We start from the raw sequence: 22032 nt of genomic DNA on the forward strand, positions 1-22032 counted from the left end.
AAACTAAACCATAACGAAGATTTTTAAAGTAATAAGCTTCCAGTTCTTCATAATGGATTAAATTCTGACATGTTCACCTTTTGTACACAGGAGTTTTTTAGCCACCTACCCAGACGTACCTAGATTTGATCTGGAATTAAATACCTGTACCATGACGTTAAGAAAACTATCACTTTCCTTTACCATTCTTATGTATTTGGCCATGTATGCCTGTACGCAAGAAAAAAAACAACCCGAATTTGAAGCACCTCTCTTTGACAATTTAGGAGGCAATCATTTCGCGATTACTACTTCCAACAAATGGAGTCAGAAGTTCTTTGACCAAGGACTTATACTGACCTATGGACTGAACCATGCTGAAGCTATGCGTTCATTTAAGGAAGCAGCCCGACTAGATGATAATTGCGCCATGTGCTATTGGGGCATGGCATATGTTCTAGGACCCAATATCAATAGCGCCATGGATTCATCACTTGTTGAAGAAGCCAATGCTTATATCGAAAAAGCAAAAGCTCATCTTCAGGGCATTACTGATTATGAGCAACAAATGATTCAGGCGCTTGATGATCGGTATCCCAAGGCAACGGATCAATCGCTTGCGATGTGCTACGAAAATTTCGCAAATGGCATGCGGGAGGTTTATATTAACTTTCCGGAGAACAATGACATAAGCACCCTGTGTGCAGAAGCTCTCATGGACTTACATCCCTGGGACTATTGGGATACAACAGATGGCACTCCTAAGGAATGGACAATTGAAATATTAGAAATTTTGGAACGCACACTTGCAGCCAATCCTAATCATCCAGGCGCCAACCATTATTATATACATGCGACAGAGGCTTCCAAAAACCCAGGCAGAGCAATTGAAGCTGCTAACACACTAACTGACTTAGTGCCAGGCGCGGGCCATTTGGTTCACATGCCGGCACATATTTATATAAGAACTGGAGACTACCATGCAGGATCAGTAGCAGGAGAATTATCGGTAAAAGCTGACAGCCTCTACATCACCAATTGCAAAGCGCAAGGCATTTATCCGCTAGCTTACTACCCTCACAATTACCATTTTTTGGCTGCAACGGCCACATTAGAAGGTCGGGGAGAAAAGGCTATTGAGGCAGCTTTCAAAGTAGCTCAGAATGCAGATGCACAATTGATGTATCAGTCAGAGTGGGCCACGCTGCAGCACTACTATATCATTCCTTATTACATTCTGGTGAAATTTGGTCAGTGGGAGAAAATATTGACCTTGCCTGAATCCGACCTTCTGTACCCTAGAGCAATCCGACACTATGCCAGAGGTATGGCTTATCTAGGAATGAACAATCTTGAGGCCTCTATTAAAGAACTCAAGAAACTAGAACTTATCAACGGCAAAGAAGAGTTGAGCCAAATATCTATCTGGGAGTTAAATACAGTCGATCATTTAGTGAAAATCGCGACTTTAGTGTTAGAAGCGGAAATCGAGAACAAACAAGGACAATACGCCTCTGTGGTTGACAAACTGAAGCAAGCTATAAGTATAGAGGACCAACTAAATTACAACGAACCGCCAGATTGGTTCTTTTCCGTACGGCATATCCTCGGAGCCATTTATATAGAGAATGGTCAGTTTGAATTAGCAGAGACCACCTATTTAGAAGACCTTGAAATATATCCAAAAAATGGATGGGCGCTCACGGGGCTTCTTCTAAGCCTAAAAGGACAAAATAATACACAGCAGGCAAATGCAGTAGCCCAGCAACTTGCGCAGGCCTGGCAATACGCAGATTTCGAATTGAAATCCTCTCGGATTTTGAATGAGAAACCACCAATATTTGAGAACCTCGATATACAGGCTTTAACGGCCAAATTATCAAATATTCCAGAGTTACCAATCTGCGGTTCCAAAATCTAAATTGTGACAAGATTACTCGTCTCATTTTGAAATATACATTCTCTAAGCGAAGAAATCGCCGTGAGAATGTATATTGCATTTATGGTCAGAAATGGAATGTTGTTCGGGATGGTTTTGTTCTCGATGGCTTTGTCAGTTCAGAGTCAGAATATGGTCGTCAATCCCGGCTTTGAGGAGATTTGGGAATGTCCTTTCACCATGAACCAACTCAAGTTTACTAAATCCTGGTTTCCGTTTGGCACTGCAGACCCATCTCCAGATTACTTTCATGCATGCTGTAAAAATGACCTAATGAGCATACCAAAGAACGTTTTCGGAGAGCAAAATGCACATGGTGGGGAGGCCTATATTGGCCTGATATCCTATCTCACTTCAAAAAGTGGAAGGGGCTGGCGAGTGCCAGAAAATCATCGTGAATTTGCCATGGTTCAGCTCACCAAACCACTTATAGCTGGAAATCAGTACTATGCAGAAATGTGGGTGAATCTAGCGGACAATTGTGAATTCGCCATTAATCACCTGGGCATGTACTTTACCCGTGACATGCCCAATTTCGACTGGCAGGTAATGAATTTTATGCACTACAAGCCTCAGATTGTTAGTCCTTCTGATCAGATCATTGAAGATTATGAAGGTTGGACCAAAATCTCGGGCATTTTCACGGCCAAGGGTGAAGAGCTTGCCCTGACTATCGGAACTTTTTATCCTGATTCTTCATTAGTCACAAAAAAAACTAAACGTCAATTCTCAAAGGTCAGAGACAAACGCACACCCAAACATCTTCAACCCCAGATCGCCTACTACTTTATAGATGATGTATTGGTTCGACCTGTTGATCCAACTGAATCGATTTTCCCAGATCCCAAAATTGCCAAATCCAGTCCTGAAGATGACTATTTTGGCCCTGCCGAAGTAGGAAAAAAATTCACACTTCAGAATATTTATTTTGAATTTGACAAAGCTAACTTGTTAAGATCATCCTATCTGGAACTCAATAAACTCTTGTCTTACCTTGAAAAGCACAGAAGGATAAAAATAGAGATTGAAGGTCACACAGATAATGTAGGCTCCGCAGAATATAACATGAAATTATCCAAGGCAAGAGCAAAAGCAGTAGTTGATTACTTGGTGGCTAAAGGGCTCAATGAATTCAGGCTTGAATACAAAGGTTATGGAAGTTCACGACCTATTGTACCCAATAGCAACCCACAAAACCAGGCACTAAACAGAAGGGTTGAATTCATAATCCTTGAAAACTAGAAAGTAACAACCAACTTACCCATCTGACGGCCTTCATGCATTTGGTCAAAGGCAGATACGATGTCATCAAAACTTCTAACCGAATCAATGATAGGTTTGATCTTCTTTTGATTTACAAATTCCGTCATTTTAACAAATTCCGAGTCCGATCCCATAGTCGAACCATGGATACTTGCCTGGCACCAGAATAACCGAAACATATCAAGACTTTTTGGCAAACCTGTAGTCGAACCATAATGCACGAGTCTTCCTCCTGGCCGAATTAGTTTAAGGTAGTCGTTCATACTGCTTCCACCAGCACTATCTATAATTGCATCAAATCCTCCAGTTTCATTAAATGCTGTTTTTACCCAAAACTCATCTTTGTATATGAATCCTCCTGAGACTCCGTGCTTTCTTGCAGTTTGTAATTTATTATCGCTACCCGATGTCACAAATACCTCTGCACCGGCTGCCACTGCAAATTGAAAAGCAAATTGCGCTACACCTCCGCCAATACCTGTAACCAGAATTTTTTGCTTCTCTTGTATTTGAGCTTTAGTGAAAATCGCTCTGAATGCCGTCAAGCCTCCAAGTGGTAATGCAGCTGCTTCAGAAAAATTTAGATGTGAAGGTTTTTCCATCAAACGGTCAGCCGCAACCGACACAAATTCAGCAAAGGTGCCGTTAGACGGCATACCCAGGATATGATACTCAACAGACTGAGCAGCCTCGTTATCCCCCCAGTTAATGTTTGGGTTGATGATTACTTCCTTGCCTAGCCAGTAGTCATCGACTCCTTCACCTTTTGCTACTACTACTCCTGCTCCATCAGAGCCTAAAACCGTACCATATTCTATACCGGGGTAAAGTCCAATTCTACACCATTGATCGCGATGATTTAACGCTGCAGCCTTTAATTGAATCAGTACTTCACCAGACGCTGGGTTTGGTTTTTCGATTTCACGAATGGCAATTTTATCCTGACTTTCGTCAACTAGTAATAAGGCTTTCATGTTTTACTAAATTTTAAAAAGGTGCTTCACCTGAAGGTGTTGATGACGCATCCCCATCATTAGCTTTTGACGGAAATGTCACCGTATTAGGACTGTTGTCAAATTCAGCTGGAACTCCGGCAGAAGGAAAGTTTCCTCCACTATAGTCCCCCCCCATAATAGAGCCATCCAGGTCGGCAAATTTTGTAAACCGACCAATAAATTTAAGCTTCACATTCTCTAAGGATCCGTTTCTGTGTTTGGCTATAATGACCTCACCGGTTCCTGCCGTTGGTAGGCCATCTTCATCCTCTGTGATGTCATAATACTCCGGACGATACAGGAACATAACCATATCGGCATCTTGCTCAATAGATCCCGATTCCCTCAAATCTGAAAGCTGCGGTCGTTTGTCACCACCTCTTGTTTCCACTGCCCTACTGAGCTGTGACAGAGCGATAACCGGTACATTCAATTCCTTTGCTATACCTTTGAGTGCCCTCGATATCGAAGCAATTTCCTGCTCTCTGTTTCCAGCTCCACCACCTGACTTGGAAGAGTCCCCCGACATCAGCTGCAGATAGTCAATAATGATCATTTTGATATCATGCTGAGCTTTAAGCCTTCTACATTTCGCTCGCAGTTCAAGAATAGATAATCCCGGCGTGTCATCGATAAAAATCGGAGCTTCAGTTAGTCTGGCCGTTTTGTGTACCAGCTGCTCCCACTCATGATCGGCAAGGTTTCCTTTTTTGATTTTATCACTTTCTAACTCAGCTTCTGCCGAAATTAGCCTGTTAACTAGCTGAATAGAAGACATCTCCAGGGAAAAGATGGCGACTGCCTCACCAAAGTCAACCGCGGCATTTCTCATGGCTGAGACTACAAAAGCCGTTTTACCCATTGCAGGACGTGCCGCAATGATCACCAAATCTGAAGACTGCCATCCAGCAGTCACTCTATCCAATTCTGTAAAACCGCTGGGAACTCCAGTCAAGCCATCCTTGTGTTCCTTTCTGGCCTCTATTTCCATGATTGCCTCATGCATGAGCTGCTGCATGCCGGCGTAGTTCTTTTTTATATTTGATTCAGAAATTTCAAACAATGCCTGCTCAGTTCTGTCCAAAAGCTCAAATACATCTTCGGTATCCTCGAAAGCATCTTCCTGAATTTTCGCTGATATTCTAATCAGGTCTCGTTTGATTGCCTGCTCGGTGATAATTCTTGCATGGTATTCTATATTCGCCGCCGAGTTGACCCTGGTAGTCAGGTTGGCAATGTGATAAGCTCCACCTGCTATTTCCAACGTTCCGTTTTTTCGAAGCTGAGCTGTGACAGTCATAATATCTACCGGCTCCGACTTGTTAAACAGCTGGACAATCGCCTCATAAATTTTAGCATGACGGTCGTCATAGAAACTCTGAGGCTTTAAAATATCGATGACTGTAGTTAATGCATCCTTTTCGAGCATTAATGCACCCAACACAGTTTCTTCAATATCTACAGCCTGCGGTTGCATCTTTCCCAGAGGTACCAATGCCGTCTTGGAAGGATTGTTCTTTCGTGCACCTACCTTTTTCTTAATGTTTCCCTGATCCGGAGAATCTATATTGGCCATAATATTATTAAAACAAACCTTAGACTAAATGTTGCAACAAATTCAAAAACAAACTTATGCAATTGGGCGGTGTAATCTTTCAAAAAACCAAGTGGCTTATATACAAACTTTCCACATTAAAATTCAAGTACAATTGTTAGCTGCATATTAAACGTTACCACCTTATAATATTGTTGTAGAAATTATAAGCTTAGGTTTAATTTGCACACCTTACTAATTGTCTTATTTTTGAAAAAATTCAAAAACCGCATGAGTCAAGCCCATCAAAAAATCCATATTATAGCCATTGGCGGAGCAGTCATGAGTAGTTTGGCTGTCGCCCTAAAGAACAAGGGAATGACTGTAAGTGGTTCTGATGACAAAATTTATGACCCAGCGGCTTCGCTGCTTAATACCAATGAATTGTTACCCTCTGAAATGGGCTGGAATGCTGACAACATTGATAACTCATTAGATGCGATCATCGTTGGCATGCATGCCAAGTCAGATAATCCTGAATTGCTAAAGGCACAGGAGCTCGGAATCAGGATTTGGTCTTACCCGGAGTTTATCAGAGCGCAGGCAGATGATAAACAAAGAATTGTAATCACCGGCAGTCATGGCAAGACGACAATTACCGGTTGTATTATACATGTATTAAACTATTGGGGCAAAGATTTTGACTACGTAATTGGTGCAAAAATTGAAGGCATCAAAGAGACCATCAAATTGTCTAATGCGCCCGTTATCATTATAGAAGGAGATGAATATTTTACTTCTCCTCTTGATCCAGAACCTAAGTTCTTAAAATATGATCATCATATAGCATTGATCAGCGGTACATCCTGGGACCATATCAATGTATATCCAACCGAGGAAAGCTATCTAACTCAATTTGAGAAATTAGCAGACAGGACACCTAAGGCTGGTACTCTTATCTACTGCAGCGAAGATAAACATGCGAACAAAATCGCTTCGAAAGAAAGAGACGACGTAAAACCTGTACCATATAAAACTCCGAAATATAAAGTAAATGATGCACAGTTTGTCATCAATGGAGATACTCCGGTTAAGCTTTTTGGTAAGCACAACATGCAAAACATGGAAGGAGCAAGATTGATACTTGACAGAATAGGAATCACCGATGAACAGTTTTATGAGGCCATTTCCTCATTTGAGGGAGCCTACAAGCGCAACAATCTTTTGGCGCAAAATGCCAAGACCTCAGTTTATACAGATTTTGCTCATGCACCGTCCAAGCTCGCTGCCACTGCATCAGCACTCAAAGAACTCTATCCAAAAAGAAAGCTAGTTGCATGCTATGAACTGCATACTTTTAGTAGTTTGAACAAAGATTTTTTGGGCAACTACAAAGGAGCTTTTAATGCTCCAGAGGAAGCCATTGTTTATTTTGATAATGGACTTATTGAAGAGAAGAAATACGCGTCAATATCTGAAGAGGATATTAAAAAATCTTTTAACAGAAAAGACATTAAGGTATTCACCGATTCATCAGAGCTTGAAACCTACTTGCTGGATATGAACTGGCAGGAGAAGAACTTAATCTTTATGAGCTCAGGGACATTTGGTGGATTAGATTTAGCGTCTATGGCTGCTAGCATCATACAATAATCAGCCCGTGCTGATTTACCATTAGAACATACATTAATGCAATTAAATCTTAAAAATCCGTTGGCAGTTTTCGACCTGGAAACTACAGGAACTAATATTTCGACAGATCGAATTGTCGAAATCTCAGTGGTGAAAATCATGCCTGATGGCGATGAAATTATAAAAACCATGAGAATCAATCCCACTATTCCAATCCCAGTGGAGACTAGTATGATTCATGGTATTTATGACAAAGACATAAAGGATGCTCCTACTTTTAAATCAATAGCCAAAAGTCTCGCCGAATTTCTCAGCGGCTGTGATTTGGGTGGATTTAATTGTTTGAAATTTGACATCCCTCTTCTATTAGAAGAATTTCAAAGAGTAGATGTAGATTTCGATACATCCAACAGGAAGTTCGTTGATGCACAGAAAATTTTTCATATGATGGAAAAACGGACTTTAACTGCTGCTTACAAATTTTACTGTGGCAAATCCTTGGAAGATGCGCATAGCGCAGAAGCTGATACCCTGGCCACAGCAGCCGTCATCAAGGCACAAGTTGAAAGGTATGATGGGCAGGAGGTCGTAAATCCCATGGGTAAAGTGATTGGTAAAATAGCCAACGACATGAAGAATTTACATGAAGTTACAGCCGCCAACATGGTTGATTTAGCTGGTAGGTTCGTAACCAATGATGATGGCGTTGAAGTTTTCAACTTTGGCAAGCATCGACATAAACCTGTAGAGGAAATTTTGAAAGCAGAACCAGGGTATTATGATTGGATGATGAAGGGAGATTTCCCTTTAGACACTAAAAGAAAATTAACACAAATAAAATTGCGAGGATTTAACTCCAGATAAAATCAACTAGTTGACGCTCTTTTCTTTGAGTTCGATCATTTTGTCCAAATTCTTAATATATGCAGAAGGCCCGCCAGCTGCGTAGCCAGTTTTACCATAAGCTTGAATCTGAAAACGATTACCATCAGGTCTATCCAAATCGAACATCCAGATGGTGGGAAATCCTGTAACCCGGAATGCCTGCTGCAACTCTGCATTCTGCCTTTTTTGCGCTTCAGGTAAAGCAGTTCTTCGTGGGTAATCCAATTCGAGCAAAATCACATTATTCGCGGCCCACTCAATGAATTCGGGTTGGCTAAAAACTTCCTTCTTTAATTTCTTGCACCATCCACACCAATCACTTCCGGTGAAATTAGCCAAGATGGGTTTATTAGTTTTTTCAGAAAGTTGATAAGCTTCTTCAACATTCACCATCCAACCTTGATTTTCAGAACCAACGAAATCCTTCTTTCCCTCCTGGGCAACAGCGTTATTAAAAGTCAATAAGACTAACAGTACAAAACAACTACTTAGCAAATGGGTATTTCTTATCATCACTCCTAGATTTTTTAAAAAAACTCTGCAAGACAAAAGTACAAATTTTTGCAGAGCACACATATTCTATACTAATAATAAGCTCAATTGGTTCAATTTATTGTAAAATATTACACAAAAAGAATTCAATCTCTACCTATAAACAAATGAGGTATTTCTAATATTTATTATATTTAGCTAAAGAACACAAATCATGCACAATTGCAATAGATGCCAGAAAAGAGCAACACTTCATTGCCGCGGATGCGGTAGACACTGGTGCGCTAAATGTCACGAAGAACATGGAAAACCTGGATTGTTTGCAGGGAAATGCGCAGTTTGTGATGGAATAGTGGTCAGGTTGGAAAATGCTTAGATCATCCGCCGACAATTTCTCTTAGATCTGACATCAGACTGTCCCAGAGCTCTTCAAGTTCTTTTTCATCATCCATATCAGAATAATCGGTGACTCGAATGAAAACTTCCTGTGTCAGTTCATTCATATCAATCTTAAACTCTACATAGTTGGGGTCGTCGTCGTCCGTTATGAACTCAAATTTCACTTGAGAGTTCGTTCTATGAGAAACCATTTTGGCTTTGTTCTCTTCTCCATCCCAAATGATTGTGAAAATTTTATCTTCATCAATATTTACATCATCAGCAAACCATTGAGCCAATCCACTGGCCGAGGACAGGTATGGATATAGCATTTTTTTTGATGCCCTAATCTCATACTCTCCTACAAATTTGAACTTGCTCATATCCTAAATATCGATTTCCAATTTTCTCAATGTATGAATTTTCTACGAATGTATCAAAAGTTTTTATAAAGACTTGTGAATAAACAAACAATGGCTAGATTTGCACCTCGAAAAATCAAACGGCGAGGTAGCTCAGTTGGTTAGAGCGCAGGATTCATAACCCTGAGGTCACGGGTTCAACTCCCGTCTTCGCTACTAGATTCACAAGGCAGTTCCTAATTATAGGTAACTGCCTTTTTTGTTTCTCAACACTGAATAAGGGCAAAGGTTTGCTCTAGCAACTGATTTTCTTAAAGCTGTAAAATTATCAACCACTGGTCTTATTTCAACTACCTTAATCTAGCCAATTAATTCAATATTCCTATTATTTTTGCGCACTTATATCAAACAGTACCAACAAAACAGATGGCATCATACGATTTTCAAAAAATTGAAAAAAAATGGCAGGAATACTGGCAGAAAGAACAGTCGTTTAAAGCGCAAGTCAATACAAGCAAACCCAAATTCTATGCGTTAGACATGTTTCCATATCCATCAGGCGCCGGATTACATGTTGGTCATCCGTTAGGTTATATTGCATCAGATATTGTTTGTAGATTTAAAAGGACAAAAGGATTCAACGTCCTGCACCCTATGGGCTTTGATGCCTTTGGTTTACCTGCCGAACAATACGCCATTCAAACGGGTCAGCATCCTGCAGTGACCACAGAAGAAAACATCAACAGATACAAGGATCAACTAAAAAATATTGGCTTTTCGTTTGACTGGAGCAAAGAAGTTCAAACCTGTGATCCCAGCTACTACAAGTGGACTCAATGGATTTTTATCCAGCTGTTTAACAGCTGGTATGATTACGATTCCAACAAGGCCAGAGATATTGAGAATCTCGTCGCTATTTTCGAACAGAGTGGTAACGCTTCGGTAAATGCTGCATGTGACGAAGATGTGGTAAATTTTACTGCAAACGAGTGGCAAGCATTTAATGAAACTCAACAGCAAGGCATTTTACTCAAGTATAGATTGACTTATCTGTCAGAGACTACCGTAAACTGGTGTCCTGATATGGGTACAGTACTGTCGAACGATGAAGTAAAAGACGGGTTCTCCGAAAGAGGAGGGTTTCCTGTAGTAAGAAAAAAAATGAGTCAATGGAGCATGCGAATAACCGCTTATGCCGAACGTTTACTCGAGGGACTCGACACTATTGAGTGGCCAGATCCACTTAAGGAAATGCAGCGTAATTGGATTGGCAAATCCATTGGTGCAGAGATGACTTTGAATATTGATGGACATGACGACACTATAACCGTCTTCACTACAAGAATAGATACGGTATATGGCCTGACCTTTATGGTACTGGCTCCGGAACTGGACATTATCAAAAAAATTACGACTGCAGAGCAACGTGATGAAGTTGAGACATACATTGAAACGGCCAAAAACAAATCGGAACGTGACCGAATGACTCATGTCAAAAAAGTTTCCGGTGTCTTTACCGGAGCATATGCGATACATCCATTTAGCGGGGAGAAACTTCCAATCTGGGCTGCAGATTACGTACTTGCTGGCTATGGCACAGGCGCTGTCATGGCCGTACCTGGAGGTGATCAACGCGATTACGATTTTGCCAAGCACTTTGACCTGTCCATCCTACCTATTTACGAAGGCATGGACATTTCAGAGGAAGCAAACCCTACTAAAGAGGGTAAGATTATTAATAAGGGCATGCTTGAGGGTCTTACCTTTCAGGAAGCCACTGATAGAGCCATTTCTTTTTTGGAAGAAAAAGGAATTGGTAGTAAAAAAATCAACTTCAGGATTCGTGACGCCATTTTTGCGAGACAACGATACTGGGGAGAGCCTGTTCCGATTTACTTTAAGGATGGCACCCCCTATCCAGTAGCGGATGAGGACTTGCCAATTGTATTGCCTGAAATTGACAAATATCTACCTACTGCTGATGGTGACCCGCCATTGGCCAGAGCCGATAATTTTACTTATACACCTAAGGGCTCAACTGAAGCCTATTCACTGGAACTAAGCACCATGCCAGGCTGGGCCGGATCGAGCTGGTACTGGTACAGGTACATGGATGCCAGCAATGACAACGCTTTCGTCTCCGATGAGGCAAAAGACTATTGGAAAGACGTAGACCTGTACATCGGTGGCACAGAACATGCAACAGGGCATTTGCTCTATTCCAGGTTTTGGAACAAATTTCTTTGCGACAAAGGTTTTGCGAAGGAAGAGGAGCCATTTAAGAAATTGGTGAATCAGGGTATGATACAAGGACGTTCAAGTCTGGCTTACCGAATTAATGGAACAAACAAATACGTCTCGTTTAGTTTGAAGGATGAGTATGATACGACCAAAATACATGTAGATGTTAGTTTGGTAGAAAATGACGTGTTGGATATTGAAGCATTTAAAAAATGGAGACCTGATTTGAAAGATGCAGAATTCATTCTTGAAGACGAAAGATTTATCTGCGGCAATGAGGTTGAAAAAATGTCTAAGCGACTTTACAATGTGGTTAACCCAGACGACATTGTGAGCAAATATGGTGCGGATACACTGCGCATGTATGAAATGTTCTTAGGCCCTTTGGAGCAGTTCAAACCGTGGAACACGCATGGCATTGATGGTGTGTTCAAATTTCTCAGGAAATTCTGGAGACTGTTCCACAATGAGTCAGATGACTTTGTTGTCTCCAATGACACTCCTACAAAGGAGGAGCAAAAGATCATCCACCGTACCATCAAAAAGGTAGAAGAAGACATCAACAATCTCTCTTTGAATACCTCAGTGAGTACGCTGATGATTGCAGTCAATGAGCTGACGGCTTTGAAGTGCAATAAGCGTGAAGTACTGGAAAAATTGGTGATTGCGTTGTCGCCTTTTGCTCCACACACGTCCGAAGAGCTTTGGGAACAATTAGGCCATTCTGGTGGTGTGAGTTTGGCTAAGTATCCGGATTTTAACGAGAGCTACCTAACTGAAAGCACGCACGAATATCCAATCTCAATAAATGGCAAAGTGAGGGCCAAGATTGCCTTTGCTATAGACAAGCCAAAAGACGAAATAGAGGCCGAGGTGCTTTCCCATGATCTGGTAAAAAAATGGACGGATGGCAAGCCACCTAAGAAAATAATCATCGTTCCAAAACGGATTATTAATGTGGTAGTATAGACTTTGCAAGAGCTTTCCCAAAAGTCAAAAAGAGTTGTCTGCGCGACTCAGGCATTGCAAGGAATTCGTTCTTCCTCAGTACAGAAATATCTAAATATTGAGTGCATAACATAAAAGTGTGAGATTTCTCCCTCTAGGTCGAAATGACGGCTTTGGCAGGTCATCTTTTTTTTTGGTCTTCGAATAGTTATATTAGATAGTACAAACGCGCTACTTATGAACTACACTGTTGATATTACCATCGACCGACCGAGATCTGAAGTGATTGAACTATTTGACAATCCAGACAACATGAGTAAATGGCAGCCGGAATTAGTGAGTTTTGAGCCACTAAGTGGTGTACCTGGCCAACCCGGAGCTAAATCCAAATTACATTATAAAATGGATAAGCGGGACGTTGAAATGATCGAAACTATAACCAAAAACAACTTACCCGATGAACTAGCCGCTACCTATGAGACCAAAGGAGTGTACAACGTTATTTCTAACCGGTTTGAGGTTCTAAATGAAAATCAAACCAAATGGGTTTCAGAAAATGAATTTCAATTCACTGGATTCATGAAAGTGATGGGTATTTTTATGAAAGGTGCCTTCCCCAAACAGACCTTAAAGTTTATGAATCAATTTAAGGCCTTTGCAGAAGCAGAAAAAAGTTAAGCCAGAATTTCGGTGGTTTTTTGGAGCATATCATCAGTAAAATTCAAATGCGTAACCAATCGAATGTCATTTGGCCCAAAAGGTACTGCCAATAGTCCTTTTTTCTTCCATTCTTCCAGCAGCTGCTTTACAGATTTGTCTTTCGTGATAGACACAATCACAATATTGGTACCTGCCGAAACTATGTTTTCAACATACATCTTATCTTCGAACATATTGGCGAGCTGATTGGCACGACGGTGGTCATCTTTGAGTCGCGCAACGTTATTTTCCAGTGCATAAATACAGGCTGCGGCCAAATACCCTGCCTGCCTCATTCCTCCACCGAAGACCTTTCGTACTCTCCTTGCTCTAGCAATTGCTTCCTTAGATCCCAGTAGTGCAGAGCCGACGGGTGCACCAAGTCCTTTTGAAAAACAAACAGACATTGTATGAAAGCACTTTCCATGATGTAGAGGATTTTCCCCCGATTTTACCAGTGCATTGAAAACTCTTGCCCCATCAAGGTGCATTTTCAACTTATTGTCCACTGCTACTTTGGCTATTTCCTTAATGGTATCCAATGGGAATACGCTCCCTCCCCCTTTGTTTACAGTGTTTTCAATTGACACCATCGATGTTCGGGCATAGTGTATGTCATCTGGGTTGATATTTTCCAAAACGTCATTAGCGGTGAAGCGACCTAAATCGCCATGCATTAACTTGATTGATACCATAGAATTATAAGCCGCCCCTCCACCTTCATAGTTGTAAATGTGAGAAGTTCTATCGCACAAAAGTTCATCCTGAGGCTGGGTATTTATACGAACCGCAATTTGATTGGTCATGGTCCCAGACGGGCAAAACAATGCGGCTTCCTTTCCAAAGTATTTGGCAATTTTATTTTCCAAAATCATGACAGTAGGATCTTCGCCAAAGACGTCGTCTCCAACTTCTGCAGTCATCATAGCCTCAAGCATTTCACCAGAAGGTTTTGTTACCGTGTCACTTCGTAAATCTATCATCTTCTTTCAATTCTACAGGTGTATTTTGAGGCGTAACCTCATTGAAATTAAATATAACAATCCTTTGGGCTTTTTTGCTACAAATTAGAGAATAGCATTCAGATGATTCAATTCTTTCTGAATCAGTTGACGCACATCCTCTTGAAAATCTTTCAGCCTTGACATAGAGTAGTTGGCGGGGTCTATGGGTTCATGAATGACCACCCTGCACTTACGTCTTTTAAAAAAATATCTTCCATCATCTGGAAAAATGTGCCAATTATCAGCAAGTGTAATGGGGACAATTTTGACACCAGTCTCAATAGCCATTCGAAAGGGCCCTTCTTTAAAACTTCCCATCAAAGGTGGATTTGATGATCTTATTCCTCCTTCTGGAAAAATGGTCAATGAAAAACCATCCATTAGGGCACTAATACTTTTGGTATAGGTAGCATATTTGTCACGTAATCTTGTCCGGTCGACCGTGATATGAAGTTTCCTAAATATAAAACCTAATATAGGCACTTTAGCTATGGAGACCTTCCCTACAAATTTAAATGGGACCGGCACGAATGGCGTGATGGCGATATCTAAAAAAGAGAAATGATTAGGACAGAAAATATATGTCCCTTTTTTGTCTAAGTCTCCCTTTTGAATAATCTCCATGGGCACTCCTACGAGAAAAAAGAATGCATGCGCCCAATAATGATTCGCTATTAAGCCCAGCCGGTCAGATTTTGTCAGAATGGCAATCAGAAACACGGGCGTATTTAGAAGAAAGGTCACTAAAAACATAGTAGCGACGTAGATCATGTAGACTCTTTGAACAGCTATCCAAAGAAAATTAGTTTGTTGGTTTTTCAAATTCTATGTTGGCTAATCGATACATACAAAAGTAGGTCATCTAACGAAAGATTCGAAGTACTTCCAATCCTTCTCTCCATTTTTTGGCTTTCCACCTCTACCGCATTCACAAATCTGTTCCGTCGATCCAATTCTCCTCGGATTTTCTCGCGAACATCGTTCTGAAATTCCCCAATTCTGGACATAGAGAAATTGGCAGGATCAATATCACAAATAGGCTAAAAAAGAAATACAAGCATAAATCAAGTAGCACTTTCTTATTGCATCACGTAAATTTGAAAGTTTTTCCACCTATCATTTTTTTAGAAAAAAAATATATATGACCGGCTAAGCTTAACCCTTATATCCAAATTTTTTAAGTAGGCTGTCCTTCTTACGCCAATCAGCAGCCACCTTTACAAAGGTCTCAAGAAAGACTTTCTTTCCGAAAAATGCCTCCATTTGAATTCTGGCTTCGGTACCAACTTTTTTAATAGACTCCCCTCCTTTACCAATAATGATTCCTTTCTGTGATTTGCGTTCTACATAAATCTCAGCTCTCAAACGGATAATATCCTCATCTTCTCTGAATGACTCGATTTCTACTTCTGTACTGTAAGGGACTTCTTGTTTATAATTCTTAAAAATTTGCTCTCTGATAATCTCTGAAGCAAAGAATTTTTCGGGCTTATCAGTTAATGTATCACCTGGAAAATAAGCTGGGTGTTCGGGGAGAAGTGCCAATATACGTGCAAACAAAACATCAATATTTTCTTTGCTCAGCGCAGATACCGTCATTATTTCTACTTCGGGGTAAAGTAGCTGCCAATAGTCGATCTTATCAGTCAAGCGTGAACCTTTGTTTAGATCGGTTTTGTTTATGACAAGAATGACTTTGGATTCTCCGGCTGCAATTCTATCAAGCATTTCTTCATCGTCATGCTTTTCCATCAGATCGACAACATAAAGTACCAAATCCGCATCTTCTAACGAAGCACTCACGAACTTCATCATAGATTCTTGCAGGGTGTATTGTGGTTTGAGCAACCCTGGAGTATCTGAATAAACAATTTGAAAATCATCCCCTGTAAGGATACCCATAATTCGGTGTCTGGTAGTCTGGGCCTTAGAAGTAATGATAGACAAATTGTCGCCTACCAAGGCGTTCATCAAGGTAGATTTTCCAACGTTAGGCTTGCCCACAATGCTTACAAACCCTGATTTAAAATTAGTTTTGCTCATAGAAGAAAATAAACTCAAAGGTACTTGTTTTTTAATAGACGTACTTCTAATTTTGCATCGCAATTGAGGGAAAAACTGGTGAATTTATGACTTATCAGCCTCAAAAAAGCAAAGTAAAATACACATCGCGGGATGGAGCAGTTGGTAGCTCGTCGGGCTCATAACCCGAAGGTCGCAGGTTCGAGTCCTGCTCCCGCTACTAGATAAAAAGGCAGTTACAAAAATGTGACTGTCTTTTTTTATGCACTGAGTTAAACAATCTTAAAATGTTGTCAAAATAATGGCATCAACCTAGATTTCTTACGGTCTAATAAAACTATGTGCAGTAATTCTTGTAGTAACGATTAATCAACAAGTACTACTTTTTTATTACTCTAAAACTAACCTGCTCATTTGATTTACTCTCGAGTGTCAAGATATATATCCCCGTCCGCAGATCTTTTAAATCAACTACTCTTTGGAGTGATCTCAAAACCTCTCGCCCGGAAAAATCACGAAATATGGCCTGATCGAACTTATGCCATTGAATAGTCAAGAGGCTTGAAACGGGGTTCGGGTAGATATCCACTGTTCTGATTGCATCGCTAATCGCTAAAACGGACACCTCATCAACATCATTCAAGCTTACGGTAATGATTGCTGAAGAAGTTCCGCCTTTTCCATCTTCAACCTCAACGACAAGGCTGAATTCAGGTGTGGTTTCGAAGTCAAGAGGTGATACCACGGACAATCTTCCAGTGTTTTGACCTATTTGAAAGACGTTGCCTTCATTTCCAGATTCGATGGAAAAGGTCAAGTCGTCATCATCCGGGTCGGTAGCCGTGACTTGCCCAACAAACTCGTCTACCGAAGCATTTTCATCTATAGTGAACGTAGCGGGAGAAACTGTTGGTACTCCATTGGGTTTATCTTTAACTACAACCTCCCAATCCTGAGTGGTTAACCCATCTTCAGCCGTGACCGTGTAAATAACAGGGTCTGTGAAATCGTTGGATGTGCTACCACTTACCTGCATGATGCTATTCATTTGAGTTGTTGCCCCGGAGGAGACCATGAATGTTGCTACCAGTGATGAAACATCTGTACCAAAAGGGACTTCAATATTTACTGTGTGATTAATTGCATCAATGATAGCTGTCTCAGTTTGCTGAGGAATAGAGAAAGCAGTGATATCAGTTGCCGTATTTGGTACAAGCGTGACCGAAACGGTCCAATCCTGGTTGGTTGTTCCATCTTCTGCTATGACACTGTAAGTAACAGAGCTTGTAAAGTCATTTGAAGTGGTGCCACTTACCTGCGTTGTTGAATTTATTTTGGCTGTTGCACCTGTTGACAAGGTGAAAGTGGGTACTAATGAAGAAACATTTGTGCCAAAAGGCACTTCCAGTCCAATGGTATGATGGACATCATCAATTGCAGCAGCTCCAATTTGTTCTGGAATAGAAAAAGCCGTGATGTCGGTTTCAACACCGGGAGGTTTGATGGTCACGGTAACGGTCCAATCCTGAGCAGTTGCACCATCTTCGGCTATGATATTGTAAACAACAGGACTTGTAAAATCATTAAAGGTGACATCACTTACCTGTGCTACGCTATTCACGTGGGCTGTCGCTCCGGAAGATAATACGAATGTTGCTACTAGTGATGAAACATCGGTACCAAAAGGTACTTCTAAACCAACCGTATGTGCTGAGGCGTCCAACACAGAAGTACCACTGTGACCGGACAAACCAAAGCTTGTCATATCTGTCTCGGTGTTCGGAGCCAGGGTCACGGTGATCGCCCAGTCCTGTGCAGTCGTGTTATCTTCAGCTGTGACCGTGTAAATCACAGGATCAGAAAAATCATTGGCCGTGGTACCGCTTACCTGAGTCGTACTACTCACTTTAGCCGTTGCTCCCGAAGAAAGTGTGAAAGTTGGGATCAATGCTGACACATCCGGGGTATACTCAACTTCAACAACAATGGTATGATTGTCTGAATCAATCACTGCTGCGCTCGTTTGACCGGGTAAGCTAAACGCTGTTATCTCAGTATCTGCCCTGTTGTGCCTAAGTAGAGATGTGCTGAAGCTATTGCCTGAAACCAAGTCGTTCTTACCGTCGCCATCCAGATCACCAATCGCTACGAAGAACGGACTGTCTTCGGTATCGAAATCCACTTTATCGGCAAACGAATTTGCATCAATAACGCCTTCCGTACTTGTATTCATAAATACTGAAATCGTGCTGTCATCACCATTGGCAACCGCAATATCCTGCTTACCATTGCCGTCCAAATCTCCAATTGCCACCGATCGCGGACTTGTCCCTGTTGTGAAATTCACTTTAGTCGCAAAGGATGTAGCATCAATCGTCCCACTGGTGGTGGTATTTCTCAATACGGATATCTTGCTGCCTCCATTATTAGCAATTATCAAATCAGGCTTATCATCTCCATCTAAATCCCCGATAGCCGCATGCTCAGGATTTGTCCCCACATCAAAGCTTACCCTGTCAGCATAACTGATTGTGCCTACAGTACTCGTATTCTTATAAATTGATACATTATGATGAGCTCTATTTGCAACAACCAATTCCGGACGATTATCATCATCAAGGTCTTGAATCGAAACCGAGAAAGCGGATGCACCGGTTACATAATCCACTTTTTCAGCAAAACTGATCGTACCAGCCGAACACCTATTCTCAAAAACTGAAACACTGTTGCCGCTTCTGTTGGTAACAGCCAGGTCCAGTTTCCCATCGCCATCCAGATCTCCAATGGCCACTGACACTGGGCCTGACCCGGTCGTGATATCCACCTTGTCAGCAAACGAACCAGCTTCAAGTATACCACTTACACTTGTATTTCTGAATATGGATACCACATTATTAGGGAAATCGACGATTGCTAAATCCAGCTTGCCATCACCATCGAGATCTCCTAAAGACATGGACACTTGAGATGATCCGGTGGTCAATTCAACCTTAGGTTCATAGCTGACATTTCCTATGGAACTCGCATTCTTCATTATCGATGCCGATACAGCAGAACCTGTCCCATTGGCAAAAGCCAGGTCAAGTTGACCATCGCCATCCAAGTCGCCAAGCATGACCTCTGACAGTTCAGAATCGGCCACAATATCCACATGAGTCGCAAAAGAATGGGCATTGATATCGGCTGCGGTAAAGGTCAATTCAAAGGGAGCGGATGATTCTGCAATTAAACCATTGGTGAGTACTGTAATGGGTTGATAAGTTGCCCCAATGGGTACTGTCACAGTCAATTCTGACGCTGATACAGCGGTTACCTCCGCCTTTGCCCCACCGAAGTATACCACATTGTTGGCTGGTGTGGAATCAAAATTTTCTCCTGTGATAACCACTGAAGTTCCCACCGGTCCACTGATAGGAGCAAAGGAAGAAATAGTAACTATGGGTGCTGCTTCGGTAAGTGTAACCACCCAATCCTGGGTCGTCATATCATCTTCGGCCGTGATGGTATAGGTTACCTGATTGGTGAAGTCATTAGGTGTAATACCGCTAATCTGTTTCACAGCCCCTACTTTGGCAGCAGTGACCACCGTAGAAAGCGAAAATGTCGGTACCAATGCGGTAATATTTGTACCAGAAAATACTTCTAAATTCACGGTATGTGTGATTGCATCGATCGTGGCCTCCTTAGTTTGTTCGGCCAGAGTGAATTCCACAATATCAGTTTCTGTGCTTGGAGATTCGGTGGTCGCCGTGATCGTCCAATCCTGAGTGGTCATCCCGTCTCCTGCCGTGATGCCGTAGACAACAGGGTTGGTGAAATCATTTGTGGTTGTAGCGCTTACTTGGGATGTACCACCTACTTTAGCCGTTGCACCTGGAGAAAGTGTGAAAGTGGAAATCAGTGCCGTGAGGTCCGTACCAAATTCAACTTCTATGTCAATGGTATGTGCTGCGGCGTCGATAAGCGCATCTCCTGTTTGCTCGGTAAAGGAGAAGGCTGTTATGTCAGTGGCTGTATCCGAACCGGTATGCCTCAGTACTGAGATCGTATGACCGATTTGATTGGTCACCACCATATCAGGTTTGTGGTCACCGTCCTGGTCGCCTAAGACCAACGCATAAATATAATAGCCTGGATCATAGTCCACTTTATCAGCAAATGAGTTCGCATCAATCGTTCCAGGGGTACTCGTGTTTTTGAATACTGACACCAGTCTACCCGTTTGGCTTACCACTGCCAGGTCAGGTTTGCTATCACCATCCAAATCTCCTATAGCCACTGCTATGGCGGAAGTTCCGGAATAGTAGTCAATTCTGCCATAACTAATCACACCTATACCTGAGCTCGCATTTCTTAAGACAGATACAGTCCCCTGACTTCTATTGGCTACTGCTAAATCAGCCTTGCCGTCACCATCTAAATCGCCTAAGGCCAGAGCATAAGGACTTAGTCCGGTACTACGATCCACTTTTGCTGCAAATGAGGAGGCATCAATTATCCCGTTTGTACTTGTATTTCTCAAGGTTGATATGGTGTTATCGCTTCTGTTAGCGACAGCTATATCAACTTTACCATCACCGTCGAGGTCTCCCAAAACAACATCATATGGCGATGATCCGACTGGGAAGTCGACCTTGGATGCAAATGAAGTGACATCTATAGCCCCGATCGTACTGGTGTTTCGCAAAACAGTTACATCGTCACTCAATCTATTGGCTGTAATCAACTCAGGTTTACCATCTCCATCAATATCACCAATAGCCACAGCATATGGATTGGTACCGGCTGTAAAATCTACTTTATCTGCGAAACTTATGGTGCTGCCCGTTCCAGTATTTCTATATATCGATATCGTATGATCACTCTGATTTGCCACTACCAAATCCAGTCTACCATCGCCATCCAAATCACTTACAGCTACATCCTGTGGGGTGGTCCCTGCGGTAAGATCCACCTTAGGATCATAACTTACTGCCCCGTTGGTACTGGTGTTTTTAAAAATTGACACCGTGGAACTGCTTCCATTAGCTACCACCAAATCAGGCTTACCGTCATTATTCAGATCACCTACAGCTATTCCCCTGGGCGACGAACCAGTTGTATGCTCTTCTAAGGGCGCATATGAAGCCGTAGAGATGGTCGGGTTGCTAAAAGTCACAACAAATGGATCTGAAGAATAACCAGTCAAACCATTCACCAGAACTGTAATGGGTGCATAGGTAGCACCAGTAGGTACCGGCACCGTCAGTTGATCAGCTGTTGCGGCTGTCACTGTAGCTTCCGTGGCACCGAAGAAAACTGTGTTGTTTGCAAGCGTGGGGTCAAAGTTAGTGCCAGAAATGATCACGGAAGTACCTACGGGGCCACTGGAAGGCGAAAAAGAGGTAATAGTCGGCACCTGGGCGCAGAGCGGTAAACAAGCCAGCCAGAACATAACAGATAAATAGATTCTAATTGTTGTTGTGGGGTTTTTATCTGAAATATTCCGGGGTTGGATGTTCGATTTTCTGTGAAAAACACAAGAGAGTTTCATGACTATCATATTAGCAAAGTCCAATTTGTTCGTATTTAAAGACAAATGTAGGTCTTGGCTTTGCCAAAAAAATCACTTAAAAAGAGGATATGAAAAAATGCCAGAAATGGGTGAGATATTAAATTA

15 protein-coding genes and 2 tRNA genes are annotated in these 22032 nt (G+C 41.7%); 8 read left to right on the top strand and 9 right to left on the bottom strand.

Annotation, left to right across the window (positions count from 1 at the left end; translation table 11 throughout):
• Positions 1-151: 151 nt before the first annotated feature.
• Both ABJD64_RS05965 and ABJD64_RS05970 read left to right on the top strand, forming a co-directional pair.
• A complete protein-coding gene (locus tag ABJD64_RS05965) occupies positions 152-1900 on the top strand; it encodes a hypothetical protein (protein ID WP_348179710.1) in 1749 nt (582 codons plus the stop codon).
• 66 nt (positions 1901-1966) lie between these two features.
• Entirely contained in the window at positions 1967-3160 is a 1194-nt protein-coding gene (locus ABJD64_RS05970; protein ID WP_348179711.1) for an OmpA family protein, read from the top strand.
• Here ABJD64_RS05970 and ABJD64_RS05975 read toward each other — a convergent pair.
• Together ABJD64_RS05975 and dnaB are read right to left on the bottom strand one after the other, a co-directional pair.
• Positions 3157-4155, bottom strand: a complete 999-nt coding sequence (locus tag ABJD64_RS05975; protein ID WP_348179712.1) for a zinc-binding dehydrogenase — start codon at positions 4153-4155, stop codon at positions 3157-3159. The two genes, ABJD64_RS05970 and ABJD64_RS05975, sit on opposite strands and share 4 nt — an antisense overlap.
• 13 nt (positions 4156-4168) lie before the next feature.
• Positions 4169-5752: a replicative DNA helicase gene (dnaB, locus tag ABJD64_RS05980; RefSeq protein WP_348179713.1), complete on the bottom strand. Its 1584-nt coding sequence runs from the start codon at positions 5750-5752 to the stop codon at positions 4169-4171.
• Between the two features lie 228 nt (positions 5753-5980).
• On the opposite strand from dnaB, the gene ABJD64_RS05985 reads away from it, so the two are divergent.
• Positions 5981-7363 carry a Mur ligase domain-containing protein gene (locus ABJD64_RS05985; RefSeq protein ID WP_348179714.1) on the top strand — a complete coding sequence of 461 codons (1383 nt, stop codon included), beginning with the start codon at positions 5981-5983 and terminating at the stop codon, positions 7361-7363.
• Between the two features lie 36 nt (positions 7364-7399).
• Positions 7400-8206, top strand: a complete 807-nt coding sequence (locus tag ABJD64_RS05990; RefSeq protein WP_348179715.1) for a 3'-5' exonuclease — start codon at positions 7400-7402, stop codon at positions 8204-8206.
• Positions 8207-8212: 6 nt separating this feature from the next.
• Here the strand turns inward: ABJD64_RS05990 and ABJD64_RS05995 are convergent, their stop codons facing one another.
• Together ABJD64_RS05995 and ABJD64_RS06000 are read right to left on the bottom strand one after the other, a co-directional pair.
• On the bottom strand, positions 8213-8740 hold the full coding sequence (locus ABJD64_RS05995; RefSeq protein ID WP_348179716.1) for a thioredoxin family protein: 528 nt from the start codon (positions 8738-8740) through the stop codon (positions 8213-8215).
• Between the two features lie 356 nt (positions 8741-9096).
• A complete protein-coding gene (locus tag ABJD64_RS06000; RefSeq protein WP_348179717.1) occupies positions 9097-9480 on the bottom strand; it encodes an START-like domain-containing protein in 384 nt (127 codons plus the stop codon).
• A gap of 121 nt (positions 9481-9601) precedes the next feature.
• Here ABJD64_RS06000 and ABJD64_RS06005 point away from each other — a divergent pair.
• From ABJD64_RS06005 to ABJD64_RS06015, 3 genes are all read left to right on the top strand, one after another.
• A tRNA-Met gene (locus tag ABJD64_RS06005) sits at positions 9602-9675 on the top strand.
• 210 nt (positions 9676-9885) lie between these two features.
• On the top strand, positions 9886-12669 hold the full coding sequence (gene leuS / locus ABJD64_RS06010; protein WP_348179718.1) for a leucine--tRNA ligase: 2784 nt from the start codon (positions 9886-9888) through the stop codon (positions 12667-12669).
• A gap of 216 nt (positions 12670-12885) precedes the next feature.
• Entirely contained in the window at positions 12886-13326 is a 441-nt protein-coding gene (locus ABJD64_RS06015; RefSeq protein ID WP_348179719.1) for an SRPBCC family protein, read from the top strand.
• Here the strand turns inward: ABJD64_RS06015 and ABJD64_RS06020 are convergent.
• The 4 genes from ABJD64_RS06020 to era all read right to left on the bottom strand — a co-directional run bounded on the left by ABJD64_RS06020 (position 13323) and on the right by era (position 16394).
• Complete coding sequence (locus tag ABJD64_RS06020) at positions 13323-14330, bottom strand: GntG family PLP-dependent aldolase (RefSeq protein ID WP_348179720.1); 1008 nt, start codon at positions 14328-14330, stop codon at positions 13323-13325. The two genes, ABJD64_RS06015 and ABJD64_RS06020, sit on opposite strands and share 4 nt — an antisense overlap.
• A gap of 84 nt (positions 14331-14414) precedes the next feature.
• Positions 14415-15122, bottom strand: a complete 708-nt coding sequence (locus ABJD64_RS06025) for a lysophospholipid acyltransferase family protein (protein WP_348179721.1) — start codon at positions 15120-15122, stop codon at positions 14415-14417.
• Positions 15123-15169: 47 nt separating this feature from the next.
• Entirely contained in the window at positions 15170-15358 is a 189-nt protein-coding gene (locus tag ABJD64_RS06030; RefSeq protein WP_348179722.1) for a hypothetical protein, read from the bottom strand.
• Positions 15359-15506: 148 nt separating this feature from the next.
• Positions 15507-16394, bottom strand: a complete 888-nt coding sequence (gene era / locus ABJD64_RS06035; RefSeq protein WP_348179723.1) for a GTPase Era — start codon at positions 16392-16394, stop codon at positions 15507-15509.
• Between the two features lie 126 nt (positions 16395-16520).
• On the opposite strand from era, the gene ABJD64_RS06040 reads away from it, so the two are divergent.
• Positions 16521-16593, top strand: a tRNA-Met gene (locus ABJD64_RS06040).
• A 159-nt stretch (positions 16594-16752) separates the two neighbouring features.
• On the opposite strand, the gene ABJD64_RS06045 is transcribed toward ABJD64_RS06040, so the two are convergent.
• Positions 16753-21906, bottom strand: a complete 5154-nt coding sequence (locus tag ABJD64_RS06045) for an FG-GAP-like repeat-containing protein (protein ID WP_348179724.1) — start codon at positions 21904-21906, stop codon at positions 16753-16755.
• Positions 21907-22032: the final 126 nt, after the last annotated feature.

The sequence above is a fragment of the Reichenbachiella sp. genome (assembly GCF_039944555.1).
Taxonomy (GTDB): Bacteria; Bacteroidota; Bacteroidia; order Cytophagales; family Cyclobacteriaceae; genus Reichenbachiella.